A 12,934-nucleotide genomic window follows, 5' to 3' on the forward strand; every position below is an offset into this window, starting at 1 on the left:
AATACGGAGCAAAAAATGGCAAACGTGCAGGAGTGGCAAACACTCGCCAATAAAGAACTCAGTCGACGGGAAAAAACCGTCGAGTCGCTGGAAAGACAGACGGCGGAAGGGATTGCCATCAAGCCGCTGTACACCGAAGCGGACCTCGATAACCTGGAAGTCACGGGCACCCTGCCCGGTCTGCCGCCATACGTGCGCGGCCCGCGCGCCACCATGTATACCGCGCAGCCGTGGACCATTCGTCAGTACGCCGGTTTCTCAACCGCCAAAGAGTCCAACGCCTTTTACCGCCGCAACCTCGCCGCCGGGCAAAAGGGACTTTCGGTCGCCTTTGACCTTGCCACCCATCGTGGCTATGACTCTGACAACCCGCGCGTGGCGGGGGATGTCGGCAAAGCGGGCGTGGCGATCGATACCGTCGAAGATATGAAGGTGCTGTTCGACCAAATCCCGCTGGATAAGATGTCGGTATCAATGACCATGAACGGCGCGGTGCTGCCGGTATTGGCGTTTTATATCGTCGCGGCAGAAGAACAAGGCGTAACGCCGGAACAGCTCACCGGGACCATTCAGAACGATATTCTGAAAGAGTACCTGTGCCGCAATACCTACATTTATCCGCCAAAGCCTTCGATGCGCATTATCGCCGACATCATAGCCTGGTGCTCCGGCAACATGCCGCGCTTTAACACCATCAGCATCAGTGGCTATCACATGGGGGAAGCCGGAGCGAACTGCGTGCAGCAGGTGGCGTTTACGCTGGCAGACGGTATTGAATACATCAAAGCCGCGTTGTCCGCCGGACTGAAAATTGATGACTTCGCCCCGCGCCTGTCGTTCTTCTTCGGCATCGGCATGGATCTGTTTATGAATGTCGCCATGCTGCGCGCGGCGCGGTATTTGTGGAGCGAAGCGGTCAGCAGCTTTGGCGCGACCAACCCGAAATCTCTCGCTCTACGTACCCACTGCCAGACGTCCGGCTGGAGCCTGACCGAGCAGGACCCGTACAACAACGTGGTACGTACTACTATTGAAGCGCTCGGCGCCACACTTGGCGGCACCCAGTCGCTGCATACCAATGCTTTTGATGAAGCGCTCGGTCTGCCCACCGATTTCTCCGCCCGTATTGCGCGTAATACGCAGATCATCATTCAGGAAGAATCAGAGATCTGCCGCACCGTTGATCCGCTGGCCGGATCGTATTACGTCGAGTCACTCACCGATCAAATCGTGAAGCAGGCGCGCACGATCATCAAACAGATTGATGAGGCAGGCGGCATGGCGAAGGCGATCGAAGCCGGACTGCCTAAACGGATGATCGAAGAAGCTTCCGCGCGCGAACAGTCGCTGATCGACCAGGGTAAACGCGTTATCGTCGGTGTGAACAAGTACAAGTTGGATAAAGAAGACGAGACGTCGGTACTGGAGATCGACAACGTGAAGGTGCGCAACGAGCAGATTGCCTCGCTGAAACATATCCGCAACACCCGCGACAACGATGCCGTCAAAGCCGCGCTATCCGCGCTAACCCACGCTGCGCAGCATAGTGAAAACCTGCTGGCCGCCGCCGTTAACGCCGCCCGCGTTCGCGCCACGCTCGGTGAAATCTCCGACGCGCTGGAAGTTGCGTTTGACCGCTATCTGGTTCCCAGCCAGTGCGTCACCGGGGTGATTGCGCAAAGCTATCACCAGTCTGATAAATCCGCCGATGAGTTCGACGCCATCGTTGCGCAAACCGAACAGTTCCTCGCGGAAAATGGTCGCCGCCCGCGCATTCTGATCGCTAAGATGGGCCAGGATGGCCACGATCGTGGTGCGAAGGTGATCGCCAGCGCCTACTCCGATCTCGGTTTCGATGTCGATCTCAGTCCGATGTTCTCCACGCCGGAAGAGATCGCCCGTCTGGCAGTAGAAAACGATGTTCATGTGATTGGTGCCTCATCGCTGGCGGCAGGCCATAAAACGCTGATCCCGGAACTGGTTACCGCACTCAAAAAATGGGGGCGTGAAGATATCTGCGTGGTAGCTGGAGGCGTTATTCCGCCACAGGATTACGCCTTCCTGCACGAGCATGGCGTGGCAGCCATTTATGGCCCTGGTACGCCGATGCTCGACAGCGTCCGCGATGTGTTAACCCTTATCAGTCAGCATCATGATTAACGCCGCCACGCTTGAGGATACCGTCCGCCGCCTGCGGCTCGGTGAACGGGCCACGCTCGCCCAGGCGATGACGCTGGTCGAAAGCAACCACCCGCGCCACCAGCCGCTGAGTACGCAGTTACTGGACGCGATCATGCCGTTCACCGGTAATGCCCTGCGCTTAGGGATTACCGGTACGCCGGGCGCGGGCAAGAGCACCTTCCTGGAAGCATTCGGCATGTTGCTCATCCACCACGGATTACGGGTGGCGGTGATCGCCGTCGATCCCAGCAGCCCGGTCAGCGGCGGCAGCATTCTTGGTGATAAAACCCGCATGACGGAGCTGGCCCGCGCAGAATCTGCGTTTATTCGCCCGGTCCCTTCCAGCGGTCATTTAGGCGGTGCCAGCCAGCGCGCCCGCGAATTAATGCTGCTGTGTGAAGCGGCTGGCTTTGACGTGGCGATTGTAGAAACCGTCGGCGTCGGGCAGTCAGAAACCGAAGTCGCAGGCATGGTGGATTGCTTTATCTCACTGCAAATCGCTGGCGGTGGCGACGATTTACAGGGTATCAAAAAAGGCCTGATGGAAATGGCGGATCTGGTCGTCATCAATAAAGACGACGGCGAGAACCATATCAGCGTTGCCATTGCCCGCCATATGTACGAATCCGCCCTGCACATTTTGCGCCGCAAATATGACGAGTGGCAGCCACGAGTTCTGACCTGTAGCGCCCTGGAAAAACGCGGCATTGAGGAGGTCTGGCAGGCGATAACTGACTTTAAAACATGCCTGACCGTCAGCGGTCGACTGGAAAAAGTCCGCCAGCAGCAGGCTGTGGACTGGTTACACCAGCAGGCTGAAGAAGAAGCGCTGCATCTGCTGTTTGCCCGCGCTGATTTCGACCGCTATTTCCAGCAGACGCTGCAGGCCGTCAAAAACAATGATCTTTCGCCGCGCACCGGTCTGCGGCACATCAGCGAATTTATCCAGCATCATTACTTTCAATAAAGAGAACATTATGTCTTATCAATACGTCAACGTGGTCATCATCCAGAAAGTCGCGGTTATTGAGTTCAATTACGCCCGTAAGCTCAATGCCCTGAGCAAAGTGTTTATTGACGATCTGATGCAGGCGCTGAGCGACCTCAATCGTGCGGACATTCGCTGCATCATTTTGCGCGCTCCGAGCGGGGCCAAAGTGTTCTCCGCCGGGCATGATATTCATGAGCTCCCCACCGGACGTCGCGATCCGCTCTCGTATGACGATCCGCTGCGCCAGATAACCCGTATGATCCAAAAATACCCGAAGCCGGTGATCTCTATGGTCGAAGGCAGCGTCTGGGGCGGTGCGTTTGAGATGATCATGAGTTCCGATCTGATCATCGCCGCCAGTACTTCCACCTTCTCAATGACTCCGGTCAACCTCGGCGTGCCGTATAACCTTGTGGGCATCCACAACCTGACTCGCGACGCTGGTTTTCACATCGTGAAGGAGCTGATTTTTACCGCCTCGCCCATCACCGCTCAACGCGCCATGGCGGTCGGGATCCTCAACCATGTCGTACCCGTCGAGGAACTGGAAGATTTCACTCTGCAAATGGCGCACCACATCTCGGAAAAAGCGCCGCTGGCAATCGCCGTCATCAAAGAAGAACTGCGCGTGCTGGGTGAAGCGCACACCATGAATTCCGATGAGTTCGAGCGTATTCAGGGCATGCGCCGCGCGGTGTACGACAGCGAGGATTATCAGGAAGGAATGAACGCGTTTATGGAAAAACGTAAACCTAATTTTGTCGGTCATTAATCACGTCCGAGGAAGGAGACGGCCATGAAACGGATGAGCGCTGAACAGGCGGCAGAAATTATCCAGCACGATGATATGGTGGCGTTTAGCGGCTTTACCCCTGCGGGTTCACCCAAAGCGTTACCCAGCGCAATTGCCCAACGCGCCGGCGAACAGCACCAGAACGGGCAGGCTTTTCAGATCCGCCTGCTGACCGGGGCTTCAATTGGCGCCGCAGCTGATGATGCACTATCCGCGGCGGATGCCGTTTCCTGGCGTGCGCCTTATCAAACGTCATCGGGGCTGCGTGAGAAAATAAATCAGGGCCAGGTGAGGTTTGTCGATCTCCATTTGAGCGAGGTTGCGCAGATGGTTAATTACGGCTTTTTTGGCGAGATCGACGTTGCCGTGATTGAAGCCTCCGCCATTGCGCCAGATGGACGAATTTGGCTTTCCAGCGGTATTGGCAATGCGCCAACCTGGCTGCTGCGGGCGAAAAAGGTGATTATCGAGCTAAATCATTACCATAATCCGCGCGTGGCAGAGTTTGCCGACATCGTGATACCCGGCGCGCCGCCGCGGCGTAACAGTGTACCCATTTTTCATACCATGGATCGTGTAGGCAGTCAGTGCGTGCAGATAGACCCGAAGAAAGTCGTCGCGGTGGTGGATACCGAATTGCCCGATGCCGGAAATGCGGCGGATAAAACCAATCCGGTCAGCCAACAAATTGCCGATAACGTCGTCACTTTCCTGTTGGCAGAAATGGCGCACAAACGCATTCCAGCTGAGTTTCTGCCCTTACAAAGCGGCGTGGGTAATATCAACAACGCGGTAATGGCGCGACTAGGCGAAAATCCGGATATTCCCCCCTTTATGATGTATTCGGAGGTACTGCAAGAATCGGTGGTGCATCTGCTGGAAACGGGCAAGATAACCGGCGCCAGCGCCTCCAGCCTGACCATTTCAGCCCCGTCACTACAGAAGATTTACGACAACATGGACTTCTTCGCCAGCCGTATTGTGCTACGCCCGCAGGAGATCTCCAATAACCCGGAAATCATTCGGCGGCTGGGGGTTATTGCGCTTAACGTGGGTCTGGAATTTGATATCTACGGCCATGCCAATTCCACCCACGTTGCGGGCGTAAACCTGATGAACGGCATCGGCGGCAGCGGGGATTTCGAGCGCAACGCCTACCTGTCTATCTTTATGGCACCGTCGATTGCCAAAGGCGGGAAAATCTCAACCATCGTGCCGATGTGCAGCCATGTCGACCACAGCGAACATAGCGTTAAAGTGATCGTGACCGAACAAGGGATTGCCGATCTGCGTGGGCTATCTCCGATGCAGCGGGCGCACACGATTATCGATAACTGTGCGCATCCCCTTTACCGGGACTATCTGCACCGCTATCTGGAACAAGCGCCCGGCGGGCATATCCATCACGATCTCAGCCATGCATTCGATCTGCATCGCAACCTGCTCGAGACGGGATCGATGCTCGGTTAACTTGACGTACCGTCACGATCTTCAGCAATATGCTGGAGCATGGTGGCGGTATAGCGATGATTTTTCAGCGAATAGAGAAACTCCTGCATATACATGGGACTGCCGGGCGCGTCGAAATACTTTAGCGTCGACGGATTCACCAGCCGCCAGGCGAAATGAGGGATCACCGTCAAAAACTGCCCGCGCTCAACCGCGCTAATCTTGGCCATAAAGCTGTACGGACGATAGATTATCGTCGGGTTGATCCCACAGGGGCGCATGTATGCATCCAGCATCGCCTCAAAGTTAGCGCGATTCTGAAAGCGCATTTGCAGCCAGGGCAGCTCGCGCAACAGATCCTGCGGCTGTTTCTCTTCGTAGCGCCGGGAAACGAGAAACCCCAAACGCAGTGGAGGCAGTTCGCTGATCGCCAGATTTTCCAGCTCCTGGACGCGGGGGGAAACGTGCTGCGGCGAAATAATAAAATCCAGTTTGCGATCGAACAGGTTATCAATTACCCCATTCTCACTGAACTCCACGGCCTGGGCCGTCACGCCATGGTACTTATCACCAAGGCTAATCAACTGGTCAAAAATAATCGTTGGGTAGGTATTGTCGATACCGATGACAATTTCCCGCGAGCGGCGAGAGGCATTATGGATTTCGTTATCAATGGCAGAAAGGCGCTGATAAACGGGAAACAGCTTCTGATACAGCTCCTGTCCGGCTTTATTCAGGCTGATGTTGTTATCTTTACGGGTAAACAGCGTATAGCCGATTTGATCTTCCAGTGCAGCAATGCTTTTACCGAAAGGCGATGCGGTCATATGTATTTTTTCTGCCGCCCTGGCAATGTTATTGGTTTGCGCCAGCAGAATGAAATTACGCATCTTTTTCGAGATAAAAATATCCATAGCGTCCCCTTAAAAATCGCTATGGCCTATCCTCATTACGATGAAAAAAAAGACCGGATGTGAGATCTCATTTTTACAGTTGATCACAGAAAAACCCGGCTGGAAAGCCGGGTCTGACACGATTACTGGGTTTTGGCTGGCGTCGCTGTTGGCTGCCCCGCCGTCGGCTCAATCTGGAAGACGACATCAACCTGATCGTCAAACTGAATAACCGGCTGTTCGTAGGTTTCCTGAGCGGATGTCGCAGGCGCTGCATCCGCTTTCATCATCCGTACCATCGGGCTCGGTTGATAATTGGAAACGTGGTAGCGCACGCTGTAAACGGGCCCCAGTTTGCTGTTAAAGCCCGCGGCCAGTTGTTCAGCCTGATGAATAGCATCATCAATTGCCGCTTTACGCGCTTTGTCTTTGTAGGTATCCGGCTGGGCAACGCCGAGCGATACCGAACGGATCTCATTCAGACCGGCCTTCAGCGCGCCATCAAGCAGCGCGTTGAGCTTGTCTAACTGACGCAACGTTACTTCAACAGTGCGCACCGCACGATAGCCTTTAAGGACGCTTTTACCGTTCTGGTAGTCGTAGTCCGGCTGCGTACGCAGGTTGGCAGCGCTAATGTCTTTCTTCGCTATCTGGTTCTGTTCAAGGAAAGACAGATATTGCGCCACGCGCTCATCGGCCTGCTTCTTCGCTGAAGCCGCATCCTTTGCAGCAACGTTCACTTCAATCGCCAGGGTGGCGATGTCTGGTGTCGCATCTACGCTTGCCGTTCCGGAAGTCACGATGTGCGGTCCATTTGGTAATTCATTTGCCTGTACCGATAGTGCGCTGAATCCGACTAATGCCGCCAGGGCCATTATTTTGAACTTCACGGTCGTTCCTCCATGTTTCATTAATTACCCCGAAACTCAGGGCACATGCAGGCAAGCTTAGCCGATCTCGCTACGTTGTCCATCAGACAACACTTAGTTGAACAGTGCATGAACGTGCGCAACACCTTCTTTTGCCAGTTGAAAAGCGATAAACCACATCACTAATCCTACCAGCGTATTGATGATGCGCTGCGCTTTGGCAGTACGCAGACGCGGCGCCAGCCAGGCCGCCAGTAATGCCAGACCGAAGAACCACAGGAACGAAGCGCTGACGGTTCCCAGCGCAAACCAACGCTTAGGCTCAACGTCCAGTTGCCCCCCCAGACTCCCCAGCACCACAAAAGTATCCAGGTAAACATGGGGGTTGAGCCATGTCACCGCCAGCATAGTGGCGATGATTTTCCAGCGGCCCTGCTTCATCACCTCGGCGCTGGCCAGTTCCAGATTACTGCTCATCGCCGTTTTTAACGCGCCGAAACCGTACCAAAGTAAAAAAGCGACCCCGCCCCAGGTGACCAGCGCCATTAGCCACGGCGACTGCATCAGCAAGGCGCTACCGCCAAAGATCCCCGCGCAAATCAGCACTAAATCGCTGATAGCGCAGAGTAAAGCAATCATGATGTGATACTGGCGACGGATCCCCTGATTCATCACGAAAGCATTTTGTGGGCCAAGCGGAAGTATCATGGCCGCACCCAGTACAAGCCCTTGAAAATAATACGATAACACGTTAATCATCCCGAACTGTTTCTCTTAGGAGCAGACTATAGCGCGGGGAAAATATTAGCGGAAATGGATAATTTTAATCAGCTATAAGAGGAATTAATATCAGAAGGGAAAATGCCGGATGGCGGCTTGTGCCTGATCCGGCCTACAGAATAGAAATCTGAGTAGGCCGGATAAGCGAAGCGCCATCCGGCACCGTGGTGCAGAAAAAGATTACTCTGCCGCGTTCTCTTTCACACGCTTGAAGTTCACATCCATCTGCGGATACGGGAAGCTGATGCCGTTGGCGTCAAACTCGCGCTTAATACGCTCCAGTACATCCCAGTAGACGCTTTGCAGATCGCTGCTGTTGCTCCAGACGCGCACGACGAAATTGATTGAGGAAGCACCCAGCTCATTCAGACGCACCGTCATTTCACGATCTTTAATGATACGCTCGTCAGACTGGATGATATCAGTAAGGATTTTTTTCACCTGATCGATATCGGAGTCGTAGGCCACGCCGATAATAAATTCGTTACGACGGACCGGCTCGCGAGAGAAGTTAATGATGTTCCCGGCAATGATTTTACCGTTTGGGATCACCACAATCTTACCGTCTACGGTACGCATAGTGGTGGAGAAAATCTGCACGTTAAGCACGGTTCCCGCTACGCCGCCGAGGTCGACATATTCACCCGCACGAAACGGACGGAACATCACCAGCAGCACGCCTGCGGCGAGGTTGGACAGTGAACCTTGCAGCGCCAGACCAACGGCTAAACCGGCGGCACCGAGAACGGCAATCACGGAGGCGGTTTGCACCCCAACGCGGCCCAGAGCGGCAATTAGCGTGAAAGCGATAATACCGTAGCGCACCAGCGCAGAAAGGAAGTCGGCAACGGTTGCATCAATTTTACGCGCCAGCATCAGGCGGTTGACGGTGTTGGAAACGATGCGTGCCACGATCATACCGATAATGACAATCGCGATGGCCGCCACGATGTTGACGGCATAGCTCAACAGCAGCTCCTGATTGCGGACCAGCCAGGTGCCCGCACCGTTTATGCTGTCGACAACATTCAAATCTTCCATTCACTATTCCTTTTTTGCTTACCCAAACGGGAGAAATAAAGCCGCCCTGACGGGACTGGCAACCTGACAAGGGTAAACAATAAATCCGGATTTTGCCAAACAGATCACAGAATTCTCTGTCAGCAGCACATTGAAATGGCAATAAAAAAGGCCCGCATCTGCGGGCCTCATGTCACGTAGAACGGCGTAAATTACAGAACGTCTACCGCGTTCAGTTCTTTGAAAGCCTGTTCCAGACGGGTGATCATGGTTGCCTGACCAGCACGCAGCCATACGCGCGGATCGTAGTATTTCTTGTTCGGCTGATCTTCGCCTTTCGGGTTGCCCAGCTGGCCCTGCAGGTAAGCTTCGTTTGCTTTGTAGTAGTTCAGAACGCCTTCCCAGGTAGCCCATTGGGTATCGGTATCGATGTTCATTTTCACTACGCCGTAGCTTACGGAGTCTTTGATTTCCTGAGCAGTAGAACCGGAACCGCCGTGGAAGACGAAGTTCAGGCTGTTGTGCGGCAGGTTATGTTTCTTCGAAACATAGTCCTGAGAGTCGCGCAGGATGGTCGGGGTCAGAACAACGTTACCCGGCTTGTAAACGCCGTGTACGTTACCGAAGGAAGCTGCGATGGTGAAACGCGGGCTGATTTTGCTCAGCTCGGTGTATGCGTAATCAACGTCTTCCGGCTGGGTGTACAGTGCAGAAGCGTCCATGTGGCTGTTGTCCACACCGTCTTCTTCGCCACCGGTGCAACCCAGTTCGATTTCCAGGGTCATGCCCATTTTGGACATGCGCGCCAGGTATTTGGAGCAGATTTCGATGTTCTCTTCCAGAGACTCTTCAGACAGGTCGATCATGTGAGAAGAGAACAGCGGTTTGCCGGTTGCTGCGAAGTGTTTTTCACCCGCGTCCAGCAGACCGTCGATCCACGGCAGCAGTTTCTTCGCGCAGTGGTCAGTGTGCAGGATAACCGGAACACCGTAGTGTTCAGCCATCTGGTGAACGTGATGCGCACCAGAGATAGCACCCAGGATTGCAGCGCCCTGAGGAACGTCGGACTTCACGCCTTTACCCGCGATGAAAGAAGCACCACCGTTGGAGAACTGTACGATTACCGGCGCTTTAACTTTTGCAGCGGTTTCCAGTACGGCGTTGATGGAGTCGGTGCCCACGCAGTTAACTGCCGGCAGAGCAAAGTTATTTTCTTTAGCTACCTGGAAAACTTTCTGTACGTCATCACCAGTGATTACGCCTGGTTTTACGAAATCAAAAATTTTAGACATGTTGCGAGTCCTGTATCTTCGGCCTTGGAAAGGGCGCGCGCTCTAAAGCGCGCTAATAATTGGGCAGGTTACCCTGCCCATTAAATGCTTACTTTTTAGCGCGCTCTTCGAGCATCGCTACTGCTGGCAGTACTTTGCCTTCCACGAATTCGAGGAATGCGCCGCCGCCAGTGGAGATGTAGGAGATTTTGTCAGCAATACCGAACAGATCGATTGCTGCCAGGGTGTCACCACCGCCTGCGATAGAGAACGCTTCGCTGTCAGCGATAGCGTTAGCAACGATTTCAGTACCTTTACGGAAGTTCGGGAATTCGAACACGCCAACCGGACCGTTCCACAGAATGGTTTTCGCATTCTTCAGGATGTCAGCCAGCTGCTGTGCAGAAGCGTCGCCGATATCCAGGATCTGCTCGTCTTCTTTCACATCGCTAACGGATTTCAGAGTAGCCGGTGCAGTTTCAGAGAATTCAGTCGCTACGCGAACGTCGGTCGGAACCGGGATGTCGCAAGTGGTCAGCAGACGCTTAGCTTCGTCTACCAGGTCAGCTTCGTACAGGGATTTACCAACGTTGTGGCCTTGAGCGGCAACGAAGGTGTTCGCGATACCACCGCCAACGATCAGCTGGTCAGCGATTTTTGACAGAGAATCCAGAACGGTCAGTTTGGTAGAAACTTTAGAACCACCAACGATAGCCACCATTGGACGAGCAGGTTCTTTCAGCGCTTTACCCAGCGCATCCAGCTCAGCAGCCAGCAGCGGGCCAGCGCACGCTACATCAGCGAATTTGCCGATACCGTGGGTAGAAGCCTGCGCACGGTGAGCCGTACCGAATGCATCCATCACGAATACGTCGCACAGCGCAGCATATTTTTTGGACAGCGCTTCGTCGTCTTTCTTCTCGCCTTTGTTGAAGCGAACGTTTTCCAGAACCACCAGCTCACCGGCAGCGACTTCAACGCCGTCCAGGTAATCTTTTACCAGGCGAACCGGAGCAGACAGTTTGTCTTTCAGATAGTTAACAACCGGCAGCAGAGAGAATTCTTCGTTGTACTCGCCTTCGGTAGGACGACCCAGGTGGGAAGTTACCATCACTTTAGCACCCTGTTTCAGGGCCAGTTCGATGGTTGGCAGGGAAGCACGGATACGCGCATCGCTGGTTACTTTCCCTTCTTTAACTGGTACGTTCAGGTCCGCACGGATAAAAACGCGTTTACCAGCCAGATCCAGATCGGTCATCTTAATTACAGACATGGTGAATCCTCTCGTTGATTCATAAAGTTTTGTCGACGCTCAAGCGTCGAGCCTGAAACCAATAGCAGCCATCGCTAACGTTGTGTCGAGCATACGGTTAGCAAAGCCCCATTCATTATCACACCAGACCAGCGTTTTGATCAGGTGAGCGCCACTCACGCGCGTTTGCGTACCATCAACGATGGCGCTATGCGGGTCGTGGTTAAAATCTACAGAGACCAACGGTAATTCCGTATAGTCAACTATACCATGAAATGCACCTTGTGCTGCTTTTTGCAGCAACTGGTTGACTTCAATGGCTTTTACTGGTTTTTTCACCGTCACGCTTAAGTCGATCGCCGTCACATTTATGGTCGGTACACGCACCGCAATCGCTTCAAAACGATCGTTAAACTGCGGGAAAATTCGCGTGATGCCCGCCGCCAGTTTGGTATCCACCGGAATAATCGACTGGCTGGCCGCTCGCGTGCGGCGCAGGTCAGGATGATAAGCATCAATAACCTGCTGATCGTGCATCGCGGAGTGGATCGTGGTGACGGTACCAGACTCAATGCCGTAAGCATCATCCAGCAATTTAATGACGGGTATTATGCAATTCGTGGTGCAGGAGGCATTGGAAACGATCCGGTGCTCAGCGCGCAGCTGATCCTGATTAACGCCATACACAACGGTTGCGTCGATGTCGTGACTGCCAGGATGTGAAAAGAGCACTTTTTTTGCACCAGCGGCAATATGCGCCTCGCCGTGTTCGCGATTGCCGAAGACCCCCGTACAATCCAGCACGATGTCGACACCCAGTTCACGCCATGGCAGCGCATCGAGTGTTCGCTCATGCAGAATGCGGATCGCGTCATCGCCAACGATGAGCTGGTCACGTTCCTGGCGAACATCCCAGGCAAAACGCCCATGGCTGGTGTCATATTTCAACAAATGCGCCATGCCTGCAGCATCCGCCAGTTCGTTGATTGCCACCACGGTGATTTCCGCCCGACGCCCGGATTCATACAAAGCACGAACCACGTTGCGTCCAATGCGACCGAAACCATTAATCGCTACGCGTACGGTCATAGGTCTCCTGCAAGGATTTCTCAGAAACGATGTGGCAGACAGAGTAATGCAGCAAATCGCTCAGGGAAACCTTACCTGTCGCAAACTGCGACTAATTGGTTAATTGTCGAACATTTAATCGACTGAAACGCTTCAGCTAGAATAAGCGAAACGCGGAATAAAAGGAATGATTGTCCAGCAACAGAACACCGTTATCTGACTTGCGTCACATTTTAACGCCCTTCAACGCTAAATTTATTCCATATTCCAGAATTGCGAATAACCGTAGCAAGATTATTTCGTTGCTACGTCACAAATCCTGATTTATATCAGAAAGCTCCCTAACCTGCGTCTATATTATCAGCGC

General features: G+C 53.7%; 11 protein-coding genes. 4 read left to right on the forward strand and 7 right to left on the reverse strand.

Features of this window, described 5'->3' with window-relative positions; all coding sequences use genetic code 11:
* The first annotated feature begins 15 nt into the window (after positions 1-15).
* The 4 genes from scpA to scpC are packed head-to-tail and all read left to right on the forward strand — an operon-like array spanning position 16 to position 5,435.
* Positions 16-2,160: a methylmalonyl-CoA mutase gene (gene scpA / locus E1B03_RS21845; RefSeq protein WP_133086916.1), complete on the forward strand. Its 2,145-nt coding sequence runs from the start codon at positions 16-18 to the stop codon at positions 2,158-2,160.
* Positions 2,153-3,148, forward strand: a complete 996-nt coding sequence (gene meaB, locus E1B03_RS21850; RefSeq protein ID WP_133086917.1) for a methylmalonyl Co-A mutase-associated GTPase MeaB — start codon at positions 2,153-2,155, stop codon at positions 3,146-3,148. Before scpA ends, meaB begins: the two co-directional genes overlap by 8 nt.
* Positions 3,149-3,158: 10 nt before the next feature.
* The gene (gene scpB / locus E1B03_RS21855; RefSeq protein ID WP_008785757.1) at positions 3,159-3,944 is read left to right on the forward strand and encodes a methylmalonyl-CoA decarboxylase; all 786 of its coding nucleotides are present in this window, start codon (positions 3,159-3,161) and stop codon (positions 3,942-3,944) included.
* Positions 3,945-3,968: 24 nt separating this feature from the next.
* Complete coding sequence (gene scpC / locus E1B03_RS21860; protein ID WP_133086918.1) at positions 3,969-5,435, forward strand: succinyl-CoA:acetate CoA-transferase ScpC; 1,467 nt, start codon at positions 3,969-3,971, stop codon at positions 5,433-5,435.
* Here the strand turns inward: scpC and srsR are convergent.
* The 7 genes from srsR to epd form a co-directional block, all read right to left on the reverse strand.
* Positions 5,432-6,328, reverse strand: coding sequence for a LysR family transcriptional regulator SrsR (gene srsR / locus E1B03_RS21865; protein WP_103769044.1), 897 nt, complete (start codon positions 6,326-6,328; stop codon positions 5,432-5,434). The two genes, scpC and srsR, sit on opposite strands and share 4 nt — an antisense overlap.
* Positions 6,329-6,450: 122 nt before the next feature.
* Entirely contained in the window at positions 6,451-7,197 is a 747-nt protein-coding gene (locus tag E1B03_RS21870; protein WP_103769043.1) for an oxidative stress defense protein, read from the reverse strand.
* Between the two features lie 93 nt (positions 7,198-7,290).
* A complete protein-coding gene (argO, locus tag E1B03_RS21875) occupies positions 7,291-7,926 on the reverse strand; it encodes an arginine exporter ArgO (RefSeq protein ID WP_057102151.1) in 636 nt (211 codons plus the stop codon).
* 210 nt (positions 7,927-8,136) lie between these two features.
* Positions 8,137-8,997 (reverse strand): small-conductance mechanosensitive channel MscS, encoded by an 861-nt coding sequence (locus E1B03_RS21880; RefSeq protein ID WP_103769042.1) that lies wholly within the window; start codon positions 8,995-8,997, stop codon positions 8,137-8,139.
* A gap of 191 nt (positions 8,998-9,188) precedes the next feature.
* On the reverse strand, positions 9,189-10,268 hold the full coding sequence (fbaA, locus tag E1B03_RS21885) for a class II fructose-bisphosphate aldolase (RefSeq protein WP_003027029.1): 1,080 nt from the start codon (positions 10,266-10,268) through the stop codon (positions 9,189-9,191).
* Between the two features lie 88 nt (positions 10,269-10,356).
* Positions 10,357-11,520, reverse strand: coding sequence for a phosphoglycerate kinase (gene pgk / locus E1B03_RS21890; protein WP_003027032.1), 1,164 nt, complete (start codon positions 11,518-11,520; stop codon positions 10,357-10,359).
* Between the two features lie 39 nt (positions 11,521-11,559).
* The gene (gene epd / locus E1B03_RS21895; RefSeq protein WP_103284736.1) at positions 11,560-12,588 is read right to left on the reverse strand and encodes an erythrose-4-phosphate dehydrogenase; all 1,029 of its coding nucleotides are present in this window, start codon (positions 12,586-12,588) and stop codon (positions 11,560-11,562) included.
* Positions 12,589-12,934: the final 346 nt, after the last annotated feature.

This window comes from Citrobacter arsenatis, from assembly GCF_004353845.1.
GTDB classification, from domain to species: domain Bacteria; phylum Pseudomonadota; class Gammaproteobacteria; order Enterobacterales; family Enterobacteriaceae; genus Citrobacter; species Citrobacter arsenatis.

Excerpts from the sequence above, each read along its gene's own strand:
- scpA (WP_133086916.1), top strand. The coding sequence starts at position 16 with ATGGCAAACGTGCAGGAGTGGCAAACACTCGCCAATAAAGAACTCAGT.
- meaB (WP_133086917.1), top strand. The coding sequence starts at position 2,153 with ATGATTAACGCCGCCACGCTTGAGGATACCGTCCGCCGCCTGCGGCTC.
- scpB (WP_008785757.1), top strand. The coding sequence starts at position 3,159 with ATGTCTTATCAATACGTCAACGTGGTCATCATCCAGAAAGTCGCGGTT.
- scpC (WP_133086918.1), top strand. The coding sequence starts at position 3,969 with ATGAAACGGATGAGCGCTGAACAGGCGGCAGAAATTATCCAGCACGAT.
- srsR (WP_103769044.1), bottom strand. The coding sequence starts at position 6,328 with ATGGATATTTTTATCTCGAAAAAGATGCGTAATTTCATTCTGCTGGCG.
- E1B03_RS21880 (WP_103769042.1), bottom strand. The coding sequence starts at position 8,997 with ATGGAAGATTTGAATGTTGTCGACAGCATAAACGGTGCGGGCACCTGG.
- fbaA (WP_003027029.1), bottom strand. The coding sequence starts at position 10,268 with ATGTCTAAAATTTTTGATTTCGTAAAACCAGGCGTAATCACTGGTGAT.
- pgk (WP_003027032.1), bottom strand. The coding sequence starts at position 11,520 with ATGTCTGTAATTAAGATGACCGATCTGGATCTGGCTGGTAAACGCGTT.
- epd (WP_103284736.1), bottom strand. The coding sequence starts at position 12,588 with ATGACCGTACGCGTAGCGATTAATGGTTTCGGTCGCATTGGACGCAAC.